This is a genomic window from Exiguobacterium sp. OS-77, assembly GCF_000414195.2.
Lineage (GTDB): Bacteria > Bacillota > Bacilli > Exiguobacteriales > Exiguobacteriaceae > Exiguobacterium_A > Exiguobacterium_A indicum.
The window spans coordinates 264,578-280,589 of the sequence record NZ_DF239008.1; the positions used below are offsets into that span (position 1 = coordinate 264,578).

Genomic DNA, 16,012 nt, shown 5'->3' on the forward strand with positions numbered 1-16,012 from the left:
AGATACAAAAAAAGACCCCTTCGCAAGAAAGAAGGAGGTCTTTATGAAAAAAGACGCTCTTCTTATCTCTCAAGCTTTCGCTTGCTGGATTTGGCACAGTACGAATCAAATCGTCCGCTGCCGAAACATCATTGGGCCAGTCCCTCCGTTTCTCGCGATAAAAAGAAGTCATTCAATTGTTGTAAAACACGTTTCTTACCGTACCGCATTGAGTAACGCGTGTCAACTGTACTTTACTGAAGTGCTTGTTTTAATGTTTGGACGTTTTCTTCCATCAACTTGAAGTACGAGCTGTTTTGTTGCGCTTTCGTGACCGACTCTAGATTATGAATCGTCACGGATTCAGCTCCGATTTCTTTTTGGATGACACGTGCGACCTTCGGTGAGACCGTCTCTTCGAACGCGACGTATTTCAAATCATGCATCCGTGCTTCTTTCACTAAAGTGGCCAGTTGCTTTTGTGACGGTTCATCGGAAGGAGAAATTCCCGCGATCGGCAGTTGTGTGAAACCATATCGTTCTGCGAGGTAACCATAAGCGGCATGCGTAACGAGAAGTTCTTTTTTTGATCCATCAGCGACGGCTTGTTTAAATTGTTCGTCCAATTCATCAGCTTGCTGATCGAACGCTTTTAAGTTTTTCTCGAATGTTGCTTTGTCTTTTGGTACTTCTTTTGATAAAGCAGTTGTAATCGAGCGTGCCATTGCTTTTGCGTTGACAGGGTCGAGCCAGACGTGTGGATCGTATTTTCCGTGGTCATGACCCTCTTCTTCATGCGCATGTTCGTCCGTTGCGTGATCATCGTGCCCTTCTTCTTCGTGAGCATGTTCGTCTTCTGTATGCCCCTCTTCTTCATGTGCATGAAGCGTAGCATCCGATTCTAGCAAGTTGACGTCTTTACTCGTCTCAATGAAGCGGACGTCCGTGCCTTTTAAGCTCTCTTGGATTTTTTTCGAATACGGCTCGAGTGTCGTACCTGTCAAAAGGAACAAGTCTCCTTTAGCGATCTCTGTGAGTTGCTTCGATGTCGGTTCGTAAGAGTGGGGATCTGCTCCAGGTGGAACGATCATCTTGACGTTGACTTGATCCCCTCCGATTTCGCGGGCAATAGCAGCTGTCGCGAACGTTGACGCGTAGACTTCTGTCTGTTTGTTCTCTGAAGTTGATGAATCGGTATTTGATCCGCAAGCCGCGAGGACACTCGCACTCGCAAATGCGACTGTTAAAGCGGGAATGATTTTTTTCATTATATGATACCTCCATTATTAAAACGTAACTATTCCGATTTGGACTTTCTCACTATAGCGGAACGCTGGTGAAGCGTCAAGTACGAATACCGAGACGTTCGACTTCTTTTAAAACGGGGTAGAAGGATAATAAAGTGAAGAAACTGGCACGTCTTTTGGAGGTGATCAAGTGAAACGTGAAACTGCATGGCTAATGGGGGGAGCTGCGTTATTGACGACGGCAGCAGCGGGAGCGAGCATCTGGAACAATTACGGTGCATTACTTCGATGGACCGAACCCGCCTTGCCACTCACAGAAAAACAACTTGCACCGCGGACGCTCATCTATAAACAGGTGGTTGACCGCACCTTACAGCTCGATCTCTATTATCCGCCGGGGGAAGGACCGTTTCCAGTTGCCATCTACGCACACGGCGGTGCATTCGTTCGTGGAGAGCGCGATGACATGTTCTGTTTTAGTCCAATCGTCGACCGTCTGCTTGAACTCGGAGTTGCTGTTTGTAGTATCGATTATCGTTTGTTCGAAGAGGGCAGTTATTTTCCGGATAACCTCGAAGATGTACGGGATGCGTTATGTTTTTTGAATAAAGAAGCAGAGGGTCTTCGCATTCTAAGAGGACGGATGATGGTATGGGGAGACTCAGCCGGAGCCGCACTCATGCTGACGACGGCACTTGCCCCATCTGCTTTCGTCGGTGAGCGTGATGAGCGGCAGATGCCATTGATCAGTGGTGTGATCGCTTTATATCCACCGACGAACTTTTTGCTGTTTAATTTCATTCAGACTTGGATTGCCCATATTAAGTTCTACAAGGGGGGACGAGAAGAATGGCGCAAGCTGATGACGCACGTCTCACCCGTCACACATTTATCGTCGGATGCTCCGCCAATCATGCTCTTGCACGGTAAAAAAGATCCGATTGTTCCGTTTTCTCAAGCCTTGCATTTCGTTGAGAAGGGAGCGGATGTCGGAGCCGATGTTCGTTTGTTTTCCTTTCCGAATGGTACGCACTCACTTGCTAGTTTCGCTCAGACGGAAAATCCGTTAAAGATCGAACGATTGCTTGAACGAATTGAACATTTCACCTGTCAGGTACTACTGTTGCCACCTCGACAACTTCCGAATGGAAAACATGATACAATCAGTCATATTTCTTAAATGAGGGAGACAGAGACATGACTGAAATTTGTTTAGTGCGGCATGGTCAGACGGATTGGAACTTAAACGAACGGATTCAAGGAAGAGAAGATATCCCGTTGAATGCAACAGGAAGAAGACAAGCGGAACTCAGCGCCGCTTATCTATCGAATGAAAAGTGGGATGTCTTGTTAGCAAGTCCCTTGTCGCGTGCCGTTGAGACAGCGGAAATCATCGGTCGTGCTGTTGGTTTAACGATCACAGCGACAGATGAGCGACTTGTCGAACGCGAATTCGGAGCCGCTTCCGGTGAACCGGTCGCAGCGATTTACGAAGCTGTTCAAGCGAACGATACGACGCTTGTGCCGGGTCTCGAAACGGAACAAGCCATCCAGGATCGCGTGTTCGAGGCGCTACAGGAAGTGACACGCACGTATAAAGGGAAACGAATTCTAATCGTTTGTCACTCGCATACGATCAAGGCAGCATTATCGTCGATTGATGCGACATTCAGTTACCGGACACCTTTGAAAAACGCGTGTGCGAATTATATCCATCATACGGATCACTATACGATTGATCGCATCAACGTAGCAGACCACATCACGGACGAGGTCGAAAAACCTTAAGAGACGGGTGTGTTCGGATGCTCTGTCAAATATTGTTTGAACGTTTCTTTAGCGATACTTGTGATATGGGCACCACGTTTTGAACGACGATCCTTATACTCTTGAACGAGTTCTTCGCCAGCGAATCCATCTTCGACGACTTCGCGTAAGATCGATTCAGATAAATCATTTTTCATCATGACCATCTTACCCGTGAAGACATATGAGACGTTTTCGCTTAAGACAGTCCGTTCAAGAGGCGTGACGATCATCGCGGCAGGGTCATTATCAGGTCTTGAGATCGTGATTTCAATCAAAGCACGTAAATGTTTTGTGAACAATTCATCGACGATCGGCTGATCCGTTGGAGGAACGACGATTTCTGCAACCCACTGTGCCGTCTGTTCGGTACTGACCGTCAATCCGTCCTGAATGGCGACGGGAATCGTCGTATCACGTCCTGACTCGTCCATTAAAATGCGTAAAGTGCATAACTTAAAGGTTTTCATGAAAAAAATGCCCTCCCTTGATCGCTTACGATTTTCCTACAGTATACCGTGAGGAATGTGGGACGGGAAACTTTTCCTGACGAAATCCGTATGAACTATGTTTAAATAAGACTAGATACTACTAAACAGGAGGATCGTTCATTATGCCGCAAGTACTCATTGGAATATTAGGAATCCTGGGTATCGTTCTACTTGCCCACCATATCATCATGTATTGGCATGCTGAACCGACAGACCGCCCGACGCTTGCATATCGCATTGCGCTCCTGATTGCCTGTTTGCTACTCATTAGTGGAAGTGATCATTTAATCAGTATTTTCTACGCGGATTCCTTAGCTGAATTCGGTCAACGCATCACGTATATCGTCTTCATCGGAGGTGCACTTGGCTTCGCATGGTACTTTCGTAAGAAGATGGAACAAGCGCCAACAGAAATGACACCTGTCGGAAACGAAGCAGGATTAACATGAGAAAAAGCGCCGTTCATCCTGAGGGAGGAAGAACGGCGCTTTTTGGCGTCTTATTTTAACCCACTTGCCAGTCGGGTATCCCGAATCATGTCGAGTTTGAGCTTCCAGAGACGATCGCTGAATGTGACAGCATAGATCTCTGGCAAGCGCAGTCGTTTGTACTCTTCCCACAGACGACCAATCTGTGTTTCGTGGAAGTGGCGACTCTCTTCGATCGTCGGCACTGTATAGATCAACTCTCCATCCTTGAAGATCGGTTCAAGTAAGCGCTCGACCTTGAACTGTTCGATGCGGTTCCGGAACGATGGGTCCCGGACGTCGATGAGATCGACAGCTTCGAGTGTTGACGGATCTTCGTCCATCAACGTCACGTAATCGCCTTTGAACTTATCCGTCACCGGATCGATGATGCGATAGACTTCCTTGATATGGGGCGTCGTCGTCTTGGCTTTTGACGAGGATACTTTAATGACGGGTACGAGCTCGCCATCTACTTCACGTGCGACCAATTTGTAGACCATCCCAAGAGCCGGTTGCTCGTAAGCCGTGATGCCGCGTGTTCCGACGAGGAACGTATTGGCTTGGGCACCTTGGATGCGCAAGTCCTGGATGACGTATTCGTCGAGGTCCCCTGATAAGACGATGTCGACTTCCGGGAAGCCAGCTTCGTCAAGCATGTTACGGGCACGTTTTGACAGGTAGGATAAGTCGCCAGAATCGATCCGGATGCCGCGCAGTTTATGCCCTTTGGCTTGGAGTTCCTTCGCAACCGTGATCGCATTCGGAAGACCACTCTTGAGCGTATCGTACGTATCGACGAGTAATGTCGCCTGATCCGGATAATGAGAAGCGAATGTCCGGAATGCCGTCAATTCGTCATCGTGGAATTGAATGTCGGCATGTTCCATCGTTCCACCACACGGAATGCCGAAGTCGCGTCCTGCTGAAGCAAGACTTGTGACGTCAAAACCAGCCAGGTATGAAGCACGCGTACCGAAGTAAGCGGCATCGATGCCTTGCGCGCGACGGGCACCAGCTTCGAGGAACTTCGCACGGGGAGCCGATTGACGAATACGTGCGTATTTCGTCGCGATGAGCGATTCGTGGTTCGCGATGTTCAGAATCGCGGTCTGTAAGAGTTTTGCTTCAAAGATGCGTGCCTCGATCCGAATCAGTGGTTCGTTCGGGAAGACGATCTCGCCTTCTTTGACACTTGAAATCGAGCCATTGAACTTGAACTGACGCAGTTCATCCTTGAACTCATCCGGGAAGCCAATCATCTCTTGCAAGTACGTGATATCTTCTTCCGTGAAACGGAGTGTTTGAATATACTCGATGATATTTTCGAGACCCGCAAAGACGACATAGCCTCCTGCGAACGGATTCGAACGGTAGTAAACATCAAAGACGGCACGTTCATTATGACGTCCTTCTTTCCAATAGATATACATCCACCGTGGTAAGTACAGATCGGTATGGAGTGCAAGATTACGTTGTAACATGACGGACAGATCCCTTCTTATTCGCCGACGACTTCTGCGCCGATCGATTGTTTAAAGTGTGTAAGCGCCCACTCGTGACCAGTCGCGTTAAAGCTTGCGACCGCATCGGCATGAACGACGATACGATATCCGAGATTGTAGGCATCGACAGCTGTATGAAGGACACAAATGTCCGTACAGACACCGACGAGGTGGACTTCGTGGATACCGCGTTCACGCAAGCGTAAATCGAGGTCCGTCCCGGCGAACGCACTATAACGCGTCTTGTCGATGACGTGATCAGCGACCCGTGCCATGGCTGCGACTTTCCCGAACAGATCACGTCCATGTGTTCCGCGGATATTATGTGGCGGGAAGAGGACGGTTTCCGGGTGGAATGTATCGCCTTCTTCGTGAATATCGTTAGCGATGACGACGTAGTCTTCCGTTGAAAACTCCTCCATCAACGTAGCAATTCGATCTTCAATCGCTTGTCCTGGTTTTCCACAAGTCAGCTTTCCTTCGTCAGCAACGAAATCGATCGTGTAATCAATGACAATCAGAGCGCGCATATGCGTAAGCCCCTTTCCGATTTTGAATTAGTGTTCTCTTTCACATTGTACTCTATCTCACACAGAAGGCAAAAGGAAGAAATCGGATACAAACAGGTATAGAGAAGTAAAAGAATGGGGTATAAGGTATAGGACGAAAATGATAGTAGAGGAGGAGAAAGGGATGGCTAGGTTGAATGAGTATGAAGTGGAAGAGCGTCTTGAGCGGTTGCAAGATTGGAGTGTCGTGGATGATGAAATCGTCCGGACCTATACACTTGCATCGTTTCCTGCGGCACTGGATTTCGTACAGGAAGTCGGAAGTATCGCTGAAAACTTGAATCATCATCCACGAATCGTGATCGACTATAAAAACGTCACACTTGCAGCGACGACTCATGATGAAAACGGATTGACGGAAAAAGACTTTCAACTTGCGGAGGCCTGTGATGCCATCTAAACTTTCGATTACATTCGGTAGCGGTTCGTTCGTTGAACAAATTCGTTCCCGTGATGCTCATATTCGTGTCGCTAGCGGAAGCGGCGATGCCATCCTCTGGATGGAGACGGACTCGAAATCACCTTTTCAAAGTGGCAATACCTATACGTTGCTCGAATCACGTGGCAATTTTTCGGACGAAGGCAGTCTCTTCTACTGGTCGATTCCGGCAGATCAAAATAGCGGAGATCTATTCGTACATCAAGTGATGTCGAATCCGAAAGTCATCGGAGCAGAATATGGTGGCTTCCAGGCATTTCGGATTGGACGTGTCGAGAAGGGGACGGATCTTGCCTTATTGATTCAGTTCCAAGAGACAGGGGACGGAGCTCGTTATGCAAAATCAGTTGAACGTCTTACGGTAGACCAGTATGCTGAAGAGGCAGGGAAGTCGTTCGCGCCTTCTCCCGTCATGAAACGGTATCAAATCGTACCACCAACAAATGAGTGAGATGCAGGGGGACTAACAGATGAAAAAGAACTATTTTGTCGTAGCAACACTCGGTGGCGCACTCGTCGGCGCTACTTTATCACTACTGCATAAAGATACGCGCCAAGCGCAGTTTGCAGCAGTGAAACGGACATTCAGCGGCGCAGGAACACAATTGTCTGCTGTCAAACAAGATCCAAAAGGGCGCTTTGAAGAACTAAAAGCACTCTATACGGACAATCAGGAGACGATCCATAACCTGATTGACGACGTGAAGGACTTAGCAGAAGTACTTCGCAAATAAGCAAAAAAAGGACTCGCGCGTGTAGCGGAGTCCTTTGAGACTGAAGACAAAGTGTAATTTTTCTCTAACGAGAAGGATTACGCTTTTTTTTGTTCGTCTCGCATCGTTTTCCTGCTCGAATGGAGCGGGTAAACTGGCTTGTGTCTCGCCTGAGGAAAGGGCGTGAAAAGATGCGTCATTTTTTGAGTCAGCCCTTTTATCTACAATCTGCAAGAACTCGAGTGTGTAGCGGAGTTCTTTTTGTATGCTGGTTTACAAGTAGCGGAAGAATAATCCGAGTACGGCAAACGCGATGATGATATAGAAGAAGATCCGACCGAGTTGACCAGAACCGCTTACGAAGACAGGTCCACCGCTCGATCGACGACCGGTTTGGAACGGACGTGTGAATGGAACGGCACGATTACCAAAGACGAATCCGAAGAGGAATCCGAGGACGAAACCATACAAGTGACCGAATACAGCGACATTTGAGCCAAGTAACGTAAAGACTGCCGTGACCGCAGTAAAGATATACACAAGACGTGTATCGTCTGCTAGGATGACTGTCCGCTTGAATCGGCTCAAGTAGACATAAAACCCAAGCAAACCAAGAATGGCACCCGATGCTCCAGCTTGACCGTAAAACGGTTCATTGATTTTCGTGAAGTACGTCAAGATGTTCGCGAGCGTACCGACGAGCAAGTAAAAAGCGGCAAATCGAGCATGTCCGATCATCCGCTCAAGCGGTGGAGCGAAGATGACGAGAGCAAACGTGTTGAACGCAATGTGCCAAAAATCATAATGCAAGAACGTGGCCGTGACGACACGCCACCATTCACCTTGTCCAATTAAGAGATTGATTGCTGCGCCTGCACTTAAAGGAGAGAACGTCAGATTAAGGAGTGCACCTAACTGTTCGATGACAAACAGGGCGACTTGGATTAAAATGAACAACGAAACGACCGGATAAGAACGTGTGAACGTTTGTAGGTTTTCCGTTCGACTAAACATGACAACACCTCGCTTCATCTTCATTCTATATGAAGATGGCGAAGAATAGAACTGTGGAGGCGTCTCGGATGATTTATGGAATTGGCATCGATTTGGTGGAACTGGATCGAATCGAGCAAACGCTTGAGCGGCAGCCACGTTTTGCCGGGAGAATCTTAACGCAGATAGAGCAGGAACGCTATCAATCGCTCTCAGGACATCGGCAAATCGAGTACCTCGCTGGACGTTTCGCTGCAAAGGAAGCGTTCGTCAAAGCATTCGGAACCGGCGTCGGAAAAGAAGTTTCCTGGCAAGACGTTGAAATTTTAAACGATGAGACAGGGCGACCGATCATGAGTGGACCATTCGATGGCGTCATCCACGTCTCGATCACACATTCAGAGCATTATGCATCTGCGCAAGTCTTATTAGAGAAGAGGGAATGGGATGTACCGACCAACTTGGATTGAAATCGATCGGGAAGCGATCGCACATAATATACGCGAAATCAAAACACGGATGGGCGAACAACAGGTGATGGCGGTCGTCAAGGCGGACGGCTATGGTCACGGGGCAGTGACGGTCGCTGAGATCGCTCTTGAGAACGGAGCCGACTTACTCGCTGTCGCGCTCCTCGAAGAAGCGATCGAGTTGCGAGAAGCGGGTATCCAAGCACCGATTCTGATGCTTGAAGCCTTACTACCGGAACATGCGACGGTCGCTTCGAATTATGATGTCGCCGTTCCTGTCTTTTCAGCCGATTGGCTACGGGAAGCGAAACGTCATTTGACAGAAATCGATCATCTTCGTCTGCATATCAAGGTCGATACCGGAATGGGAAGACTCGGACTGCAACATGTCGATGAGTTGAAGCGAATTCTTGCTGAATGTGATGACGATCTCGTTGAACTCGAAGGCATCTATACGCATTTCGCGACTGCTGATGAGTTGAACAGCCGATTGTTCGAACGCCAACTTGAAACGTTTTTATCGTATGTCGCACTAGTACCGGATATCCGTTACATCCACTGTGCCAATTCGGCGGCAGCGATTCGTCTAGCAGGTCAAGCGCCGTTTAACGTCGTTCGAGTCGGTATCGCTTTATATGGGGCGATGCCGTCGGATGAGATGGCAGGACATTACGAGTTCTTAAAACCGGCGTTTTCACTGAAAAGTCGTCTGATGCAGGTCAAACAAGTCGAGCCCGGTCAAACGATCAGTTACGGGGCGACCTATACGGCACCGACGGATGAATGGATCGGTACTGTTCCGATCGGTTACGCGGATGGCTGGTCACGCAAGTTCCAAGGCTACTCATTGATTGTGGACGGTCTACCGTGTGAAATCGTTGGTCGAGTCTGCATGGACCGGCTCATGATTCGATTACCAAGGGAATATCCAATCGGAACGGAAGTCATTCTGATTGGAGAAGGGGCACCGATCGAGGAAGCAGCCCATTGGCTTGGGACAATCAACTATGAAGTTCTCTGTCAATTCTCGAAGCGCGTGCCGCGTCAATGATTCGTACAAGACATCAATAAGATGGCAAAAATATGTTATTTGTTTGAATTTTGATTGTATTTTCTGAATTCGACTGATATATTGAAGTAGAAAGTGAGTCGTTCGTTAAGGTTTCAGTGAATCTGGAGGTGCCATTATCTTGGTCCAACAACGGGAAATGCAGTTTGTTGAGCGAAATGTAGCGAAGGAGACGATTGGGATGAAGTCGAACCATACGACCGAAGAACGCAAGCGTCAGCTACGTGAGGAATTGAAACGTGGTTACGAAGAAATGGCAGCAATCAATTTATCGATCGTTGGCGAAATGTTCCAGATTGAAACGGAGGCGGAGTTCTCACTCCTACGTCAAGTAAGCGGGGTGTAAGCTTTGATAGTCAAACGTGGCGACGTGTTTTATGCAAATTTGTCACCTGTGGTCGGATCGGAACAAGGGGGAGTTCGTCCCGTGCTTGTTCTACAAAATGATATTGGTAACCGATTCAGCCCGACAGTCATCGTGGCTGCGATCACGGCACAGATCGACAAAGCCAAACTACCGACCCATGTGGAAGTATATCGAGAGCGACACGGATTAGAACGTGATTCGGTCATCTTACTTGAGCAAATCCGTACAATTGATAAACGCCGTCTAACGGATAAAGTCACACATCTAGATCCAGACACGATGATGAAAGTAAATAGTGCCGTCGCAATCAGCTTAGGCTTGGTTGATTTTTAGGCACTTACATAGAAGCGCAACACAAGAAGAGTCGATACTAGCGTATGCGACTTTTTTTGACCTCTTTTTTTATAAAATGGGTTTTAAAGTTTTCTTTACGGGGAAACATACCCAAGTGACCTTTTTATAAAGGGATGAGGATAGGATGAATAGCAAGACCACATAGACAGATTTTCCTTGAGGAGGAACTTGAAGATGGATTTAACAATTAAAACAGAGCAGCTTGACGGTCAGACGCATCTTTATATCGCAGGTGAGATTGATACGTATACAGCACCAAAGCTTCGCCAAGAACTAGTCCCGGCAGTTGAAACAAACGATGTCGTCGTCCATTTGGATGAAGTACACTACATGGATTCGACAGGTCTCGGCGTGTTCGTCGGAGCACTCAAAGCGGCGAAAAAGAACGGTACATCGTTCACGCTCGTCGGCGTTTCTGAACGCATCCGTCGTCTATTCGAAATTACAGGTCTTTCAAGCATCATTACAATCGATAGTGGTGTAAGAGGTGGAACGCAATGAAGAACGAACAACTAAACATGACATTACCGGCAAAACCGGAATATGTAGCCATTGCCCGTCTGACGGTTTCAGGTGTCGCCAACCGGATGGGATACACGTATGATGACATCGAAGATATCAAGATCGCTGTCTCAGAAGCATGTGCGAACGCTGTTCAACATGCGTACGAAGGAAAAGAAGATGGTAGCATCGCCTTGACATGTAACGTCTATCCGGATGATCGTCTCGAGATTGTCGTCAAGGATAACGGCATTACGTTCGATAAAGATGAGGTCAAACGCCAAAGTGAACCGATTACGGATGCACACGATCTCGATTCCTTGCATGAAGGAGGACTCGGTATCTTGATGATCGAAGCATTGATGGATCAAGTAACGATCGAGAAAGCGAACGGCGTCACTGTCCATATGACAAAATATATGAATAGAGATGAGGTGGGTCAAAGTGCCAGCAAAGTCTCAACAACGCCATCACAGTGATGATGAAGTACTTCGACTGATTGATTTGTATCAGCAGGACGACCAAGATGAGGAAGTGCATGCGGCATTACTCGAGCGTTATTCAGACTTGGTAGAAGCTTTGGCCCGAAAGTTCTCGCGTGGTCGACCGATTCATGACGATCTTGTTCAGGTCGGCATGATTGGGTTGCTTGCAGCGCTTCGTCGCTTCGATAAGGAATTCGGTCGCAGTTTTGAGTCGTTTGCTGTTCCGACGATCATCGGTGAAATCAAACGTTTCATCCGCGATAAGACATGGAGCGTTCACGTTCCACGTCGCATCAAGGAACTCGGACCGAAAATCAAGAAGGCAGTCGAGGAGTTGACGACGGAGTTGCAACGCTCTCCGCGCATCGATGAGATTGCTGCGCGTCTTGAAGTATCGGAAGAGGAGGTCCTCGAAACACTTGAGATGGGTAAAAGCTATCAAGCGTTATCCGTTGATAGTTCGATTGAGGCAGATCAGGAAGGTAGTACTGTTACGTTACTCGACCTCGTCGGGAATCAAGAAAACGGCTATGACTCCGTCGATCAGCGTCTGATTCTTGAAAAGGCATTTGCTGTCTTAACGGACCGCGAACGTTCGATTCTCGAATGTGCCTACTACCGTAATATGAGTCAAAAAGAAACGGGCGAACTACTCGGCATTTCGCAAATGCACGTTTCCCGTCTCCAACGACGCGCTTTACAGAAGTTACGTGAAGCGATCAAAGTCGAACCAAATGAAGTATTCTCAAAAGACTGACCTCGTGTCAGTCTTTTTTCTTTTCCATGCGTTCTTCGGTATAATGAATGAGAGGTGAAGCAGATGGAAAAGAGAATCGCAAGTGAATTGAATGTACGTCCTGCGCAAGTGAAGGCAGTCTTACAATTGACGGAAGAAGGCGGTACGATTCCGTTCATCGCCCGCTACCGGAAAGAACAGACAGGTGAACTCGATGAGGTCGCGATCAAAGCGATTCTCGATCGACATAAACAATTAACGCAACTTGAAAGTAGACGGAGTGACGTCCTTGAAAAAATCGAGGAGCAAGGTGCATTGACGCCGGAACTCCGTCGAACGCTCGAGGAAGCGACGACGTTACAACAAGTCGAAGATATCTATTTACCGTTTCGACCAAAACGTCGGACAAAGGCGGAAATTGCACGGGAAGCAGGGCTTGCACCACTTGCCGACTGGTTCCGCGACAAGTCTGCTTATGATGAAGCGACATTCCATCGCTTGAGCAATGGGCTGGATCCGGAAGAAGCGCTTACTGGGGCACAATCGATCATTTCCGAGGAGTGGGGCGAACAAGCGACGGTGCGTGAGTTCATTCGTAAGCAAATGCGCCGTTCAGCAGAAATCGTCACGAAACAGAAAAAGGATGCAGTCGATGAAAAAGGTGTCTTTGCACAGTATTATGCCTACAGTGAGCGTATCCAACAGATCGTTCCGCACCGGATTCTTGCGATTAACCGTGCGGAAGCATTGAAAATCGTCTCTGTGAAAGTCGTGTTAGAGGAACAGCAGGTTTTACCAACATTGCTTCGTTCATACGCACAACTGGCGCCGAAGAAACGTGATATCGTCGAAGCAGCGATCACGACGGGCTATAAAAAATCCGTCTTCCCTGCCATCGAACGAGAAATTCGGAACGAACTGACGGAAAAGGCAGAGATCCAAGCGATTGACGTCTTTGGTAAGAATCTCCGCCAACTCTACATGCAGCCACCGATGAAAGGGAAAGTCATGTTGGGACTGGATCCGGCTTACCGGACAGGATGTAAGTGGGCAGTCATCGATCCGACAGGTGAAATGAAGGAAGTCGGCGTCATCTACGTGACGATGTCAGAACAAAAAGCGAAAGAAGCACGTCAAACTCTTTCGCAGCTCGTCGATACATACGGGATCGAATTGATTGCGATTGGGAACGGAACTGCTTCGCGGGAAACAGAAGCATTCGTTGCGGACTGGATGAAGGGGCAAAAAGATATCGCCTTTACAATCGTCGACGAGGCAGGGGCGAGTATTTATTCCGCTTCAGAGATTGCCCGGACGGAGTTTCCAGAGCTTCAGGTCGAACAACGATCCGCGATTTCGATTGCGCGTCGTTTGCAGGATCCACTCGCTGAACTTGTCAAAGTCGACCCGCAGTCTGTTGGAGTTGGTCAATATCAACATGATGTCTCGCAAACGAAACTGAAGGAGACACTTGATTTTGTTGTCGAAACGGTCGTCAACCAAGTCGGAGTTGATGTTAATACAGCGTCAGAACCGCTTTTGAGTTACGTCGCAGGGATCACGAAGGCGACAGCGAAAAAAATCGTTGAACGCCGCTCGGAACTTGGGACGTTTAAGACACGCCAGGAATTATTGAAAGTTCCTCGTCTTGGTGCAAAAGCATATGAGCAGGCTGCAGGATTCCTGCGAATTCTAGAAGGTACGCATCCGCTCGACCGGACGCCGATTCATCCGGAACAGTACAAAACAGTCGAGAAGTTATTTAAGACACTAGGCTTAACGCTTGATCAAGTTGGAACGGATGCGGTGCGGGAACAATTGTCTACATTGTCATTACCGGAGATGGCACAGACGCTCGAGATCGGAGAGCCGACATTACGTGACATCATCGAAGCGTTACAACGTCCGGGTCGTGACCCTCGGGAAGCGCTCGATAAACCGTTGCTCCGCCAAGATGTTCTATCGATGGATATGATCCAAGTCGGGATGGAGTTCCAAGGGACGGTTCGGAATGTTCTTGATTTTGGTGCGTTCGTTGATATCGGAGTGAAAGAGAATGGTTTAATTCATATCTCGAAGCTCAGTCGTAAACGTGTCAAGCATCCACTTGATGTCGTCGCTGTCGGGGATATCGTGACAGTATGGGTGACGAATGTTGAACCAGAGCGGGGACGGATTGGTTTGACACTGGTTCCGCCGAAATGACGAATGAACAATTACAACGATACGTCGAGCAACTGTCGCTCGACGTATTTTCCTTACCGTTTCGACATAAAGCTTATTTTAATCCACGGCTGAAGACGACAGGTGGTCGCTATTTCTTAGGCGATCATCATTTAGACTTCAATAAACGATATATCGATGACATGAAAGTCTTCCGCGGAATCGTGATTCATGAACTGTGTCACTACCATTTACATCTAGCAGGAATGGGACACCGTCATCAAGATCAAGACTTCAAGGAATGGTTAGAGCGCTACGATGGGCTTCGATACAGTCCGAGAAGACAAGAAGACGAAAAAAAATCCTATCTTTATGAATGTGAGAAATGCAGCACATTATATAGAAGGAAAAGACGCATGAATACGGAAAGATATCGATGTGGTCGATGCCATGGAAAGATTTTTTACAAAAGTAGTTGACGTTCATTTCGGAGCATGATAAATTATAGAAGTCGTCAAAACGACAGCAACTAAACAACTTATCGTCGCTAAAAACTTTTTTAAAAAAGCATTGACGGAAAGAAAAAAAGTTGCTACTATATAAAAGTGTTCCGAACAGAACATAACGTTCCGCAATAGCTCAGCGGTAGAGCAACCGGCTGTTAACCGGTAGGTCGTAGGTTCAAATCCTACTTGCGGAGCCATTCTTTTGGAGATGTACCCAAGTGGCTATAAGGGGCGCCCCTGCTAAGGGTGTAGGCCGGGAAACTGGTGCGAGGGTTCGAATCCCTCCATCTCCGCCAGACCTCTTATGTGAAAATGTTTCTTGAGAATAATTATTAATTACGATATGGCCCGTTGGTCAAGCGGTTAAGACACCGCCCTTTCACGGCGGTAACACGGGTTCGAATCCCGTACGGGTCACCATATGGAGGATTAGCTCAGCTGGGAGAGCACCTGCCTTACAAGCAGGGGGTCGGCGGTTCGATCCCGTCATCCTCCACCATTTCTTTTTAAAGAGTTGTTTACAACTTCAAATTGCGGTCCTGTGGTGTAGCGGTTAACATGCCTGCCTGTCACGCAGGAGATCGCGGGTTCGAATCCCGTCAGGACCGCCATTTTTGGGCTGTAGCCAAGTGGTAAGGCACTGGATTTTGATTCCAGCACGCGAAGGTTCGATCCCTTCCAGCCCAGTTTTTATGTGTCATTAGCTCAGTTGGTAGAGCATCTGACTTTTAATCAGAGGGTCGCAGGTTCGAATCCTGCATGACACACCATTTTTAATTTCATATTTGCGGTCGTGGCGGAATCGGTAGACGCGCTAGGTTGAGGGCCTAGTGGTGGCAACATCGTGGAGGTTCAAGTCCTCTCGACCGCACCATATCGCACCCTTAGCTCAGCTGGATAGAGTACTTGACTACGAATCAAGGGGTCGGGAGTTCGAATCTCTCAGGGTGCACCATATTTTGTTTGCTTTGACGGGCCTATAGCTCAGCTGGTTAGAGCGCACGCCTGATAAGCGTGAGGTCGGTGGTTCGAGTCCACTTAGGCCCACCATTTTCAAAACAAACAATGACGAACTTTGAAAACTGAACGATGAGGCAAAAATCGTATTCTACGGAATACAAAAAACGAATGAAGCGCAAGCTTCGTCAATCA

Annotated in this window: 20 protein-coding genes, 10 tRNA genes and 1 riboswitch; of the genes, 25 read left to right on the top strand and 5 right to left on the bottom strand. The window is 47.9% G+C overall.

Features of this window, described 5'->3' with window-relative positions; translation table 11 throughout:
• Nucleotides 1–59 precede the first annotated feature (59 nt).
• Nucleotides 60–164: riboswitch (SAM riboswitch) on the bottom strand.
• Nucleotides 165–233: 69 nt separating this feature from the next.
• The gene (locus EXG77_RS01275) at nt 234–1,247 is read right to left on the bottom strand and encodes a metal ABC transporter solute-binding protein, Zn/Mn family (protein WP_035395659.1); all 1,014 of its coding nucleotides are present in this window, start codon (nt 1,245–1,247) and stop codon (nt 234–236) included.
• A 169-nt stretch (nt 1,248–1,416) separates the two neighbouring features.
• On the opposite strand from EXG77_RS01275, the gene EXG77_RS01280 reads away from it, so the two are divergent.
• Both EXG77_RS01280 and EXG77_RS01285 read left to right on the top strand, forming a co-directional pair.
• Nucleotides 1,417–2,406, top strand: coding sequence for an alpha/beta hydrolase (locus EXG77_RS01280; RefSeq protein ID WP_052017076.1), 990 nt, complete (start codon nt 1,417–1,419; stop codon nt 2,404–2,406).
• A gap of 17 nt (nt 2,407–2,423) precedes the next feature.
• The gene (locus EXG77_RS01285; RefSeq protein WP_035395661.1) at nt 2,424–3,014 is read left to right on the top strand and encodes a histidine phosphatase family protein; all 591 of its coding nucleotides are present in this window, start codon (nt 2,424–2,426) and stop codon (nt 3,012–3,014) included.
• Here the strand turns inward: EXG77_RS01285 and EXG77_RS01290 are convergent.
• Nucleotides 3,011–3,502, bottom strand: coding sequence for a YwpF family protein (locus EXG77_RS01290; RefSeq protein WP_023469634.1), 492 nt, complete (start codon nt 3,500–3,502; stop codon nt 3,011–3,013). The two genes, EXG77_RS01285 and EXG77_RS01290, sit on opposite strands and share 4 nt — an antisense overlap.
• A gap of 143 nt (nt 3,503–3,645) precedes the next feature.
• Between EXG77_RS01290 and EXG77_RS01295 the strand changes: the two genes are divergently transcribed.
• Complete coding sequence (locus EXG77_RS01295; RefSeq protein WP_029342848.1) at nt 3,646–3,972, top strand: hypothetical protein; 327 nt, start codon at nt 3,646–3,648, stop codon at nt 3,970–3,972.
• 50 nt (nt 3,973–4,022) lie between these two features.
• On the opposite strand, the gene EXG77_RS01300 is transcribed toward EXG77_RS01295, so the two are convergent.
• On the bottom strand, nt 4,023–5,474 hold the full coding sequence (locus EXG77_RS01300) for a nicotinate phosphoribosyltransferase (protein ID WP_023469632.1): 1,452 nt from the start codon (nt 5,472–5,474) through the stop codon (nt 4,023–4,025).
• 17 nt (nt 5,475–5,491) lie between these two features.
• A complete protein-coding gene (locus tag EXG77_RS01305) occupies nt 5,492–6,025 on the bottom strand; it encodes a cysteine hydrolase family protein (RefSeq protein WP_023469631.1) in 534 nt (177 codons plus the stop codon).
• Between the two features lie 163 nt (nt 6,026–6,188).
• Between EXG77_RS01305 and EXG77_RS01310 the strand changes: the two genes are divergently transcribed.
• The 3 genes from EXG77_RS01310 to EXG77_RS01320 are packed head-to-tail and all read left to right on the top strand — an operon-like array spanning nt 6,189 to nt 7,237.
• The gene (locus EXG77_RS01310; protein ID WP_023469630.1) at nt 6,189–6,464 is read left to right on the top strand and encodes a 4a-hydroxytetrahydrobiopterin dehydratase; all 276 of its coding nucleotides are present in this window, start codon (nt 6,189–6,191) and stop codon (nt 6,462–6,464) included.
• Nucleotides 6,454–6,954, top strand: coding sequence for a hypothetical protein (locus EXG77_RS01315; RefSeq protein ID WP_023469629.1), 501 nt, complete (start codon nt 6,454–6,456; stop codon nt 6,952–6,954). Before EXG77_RS01310 ends, EXG77_RS01315 begins: the two co-directional genes overlap by 11 nt.
• 19 nt (nt 6,955–6,973) lie before the next feature.
• Nucleotides 6,974–7,237: a hypothetical protein gene (locus EXG77_RS01320; RefSeq protein ID WP_023469628.1), complete on the top strand. Its 264-nt coding sequence runs from the start codon at nt 6,974–6,976 to the stop codon at nt 7,235–7,237.
• Nucleotides 7,238–7,489: 252 nt separating this feature from the next.
• Here the strand turns inward: EXG77_RS01320 and EXG77_RS01325 are convergent, their stop codons facing one another.
• Nucleotides 7,490–8,230, bottom strand: coding sequence for a rhomboid family intramembrane serine protease (locus tag EXG77_RS01325; protein WP_023469627.1), 741 nt, complete (start codon nt 8,228–8,230; stop codon nt 7,490–7,492).
• A 68-nt stretch (nt 8,231–8,298) separates the two neighbouring features.
• On the opposite strand from EXG77_RS01325, the gene acpS reads away from it, so the two are divergent.
• The 19 genes from acpS to EXG77_RS01420 all read left to right on the top strand — a co-directional run bounded on the left by acpS (nt 8,299) and on the right by EXG77_RS01420 (nt 15,910).
• A complete protein-coding gene (acpS, locus tag EXG77_RS01330; RefSeq protein WP_035395664.1) occupies nt 8,299–8,679 on the top strand; it encodes a holo-ACP synthase in 381 nt (126 codons plus the stop codon).
• Nucleotides 8,657–9,730 (top strand): alanine racemase, encoded by a 1,074-nt coding sequence (gene alr / locus EXG77_RS01335; protein ID WP_035395666.1) that lies wholly within the window; start codon nt 8,657–8,659, stop codon nt 9,728–9,730. Before acpS ends, alr begins: the two co-directional genes overlap by 23 nt.
• Before the next feature lie 139 nt (nt 9,731–9,869).
• Entirely contained in the window at nt 9,870–10,094 is a 225-nt protein-coding gene (locus tag EXG77_RS01340; protein ID WP_023469624.1) for a hypothetical protein, read from the top strand.
• A gap of 3 nt (nt 10,095–10,097) precedes the next feature.
• Complete coding sequence (locus EXG77_RS01345) at nt 10,098–10,448, top strand: type II toxin-antitoxin system PemK/MazF family toxin (RefSeq protein WP_023469623.1); 351 nt, start codon at nt 10,098–10,100, stop codon at nt 10,446–10,448.
• A gap of 195 nt (nt 10,449–10,643) precedes the next feature.
• Nucleotides 10,644–10,970, top strand: a complete 327-nt coding sequence (locus tag EXG77_RS01350) for an STAS domain-containing protein (RefSeq protein WP_023469622.1) — start codon at nt 10,644–10,646, stop codon at nt 10,968–10,970.
• A complete protein-coding gene (rsbW, locus tag EXG77_RS01355) occupies nt 10,967–11,449 on the top strand; it encodes an anti-sigma B factor RsbW (protein ID WP_023469621.1) in 483 nt (160 codons plus the stop codon). The genes EXG77_RS01350 and rsbW overlap by 4 nt, the downstream gene beginning before the upstream one ends.
• Nucleotides 11,415–12,212, top strand: coding sequence for an RNA polymerase sigma factor SigB (gene sigB / locus EXG77_RS01360; protein WP_023469620.1), 798 nt, complete (start codon nt 11,415–11,417; stop codon nt 12,210–12,212). The genes rsbW and sigB overlap by 35 nt, the downstream gene beginning before the upstream one ends.
• Before the next feature lie 63 nt (nt 12,213–12,275).
• Nucleotides 12,276–14,396 (top strand): Tex family protein, encoded by a 2,121-nt coding sequence (locus EXG77_RS01365; RefSeq protein ID WP_035395669.1) that lies wholly within the window; start codon nt 12,276–12,278, stop codon nt 14,394–14,396.
• Nucleotides 14,393–14,833, top strand: a complete 441-nt coding sequence (locus EXG77_RS01370; protein WP_035395671.1) for a SprT family protein — start codon at nt 14,393–14,395, stop codon at nt 14,831–14,833. Before EXG77_RS01365 ends, EXG77_RS01370 begins: the two co-directional genes overlap by 4 nt.
• A gap of 149 nt (nt 14,834–14,982) precedes the next feature.
• Nucleotides 14,983–15,057 (top strand) — tRNA-Asn (locus EXG77_RS01375).
• Between the two features lie 7 nt (nt 15,058–15,064).
• A tRNA-Ser gene (locus tag EXG77_RS01380) sits at nt 15,065–15,156 on the top strand.
• A 49-nt stretch (nt 15,157–15,205) separates the two neighbouring features.
• A tRNA-Glu gene (locus EXG77_RS01385) sits at nt 15,206–15,280 on the top strand.
• Nucleotides 15,281–15,283: 3 nt separating this feature from the next.
• Nucleotides 15,284–15,359, top strand: a tRNA-Val gene (locus EXG77_RS01390).
• Between the two features lie 36 nt (nt 15,360–15,395).
• Nucleotides 15,396–15,471: transfer RNA gene (locus tag EXG77_RS01395), tRNA-Asp, on the top strand.
• Nucleotides 15,472–15,475: 4 nt separating this feature from the next.
• Nucleotides 15,476–15,547 (top strand) — tRNA-Gln (locus EXG77_RS01400).
• 7 nt (nt 15,548–15,554) lie between these two features.
• Nucleotides 15,555–15,630: transfer RNA gene (locus tag EXG77_RS01405), tRNA-Lys, on the top strand.
• Between the two features lie 17 nt (nt 15,631–15,647).
• A tRNA-Leu gene (locus tag EXG77_RS01410) sits at nt 15,648–15,734 on the top strand.
• A gap of 4 nt (nt 15,735–15,738) precedes the next feature.
• A tRNA-Arg gene (locus EXG77_RS01415) sits at nt 15,739–15,815 on the top strand.
• An 18-nt stretch (nt 15,816–15,833) separates the two neighbouring features.
• A tRNA-Ile gene (locus EXG77_RS01420) sits at nt 15,834–15,910 on the top strand.
• Nucleotides 15,911–16,012: the final 102 nt, after the last annotated feature.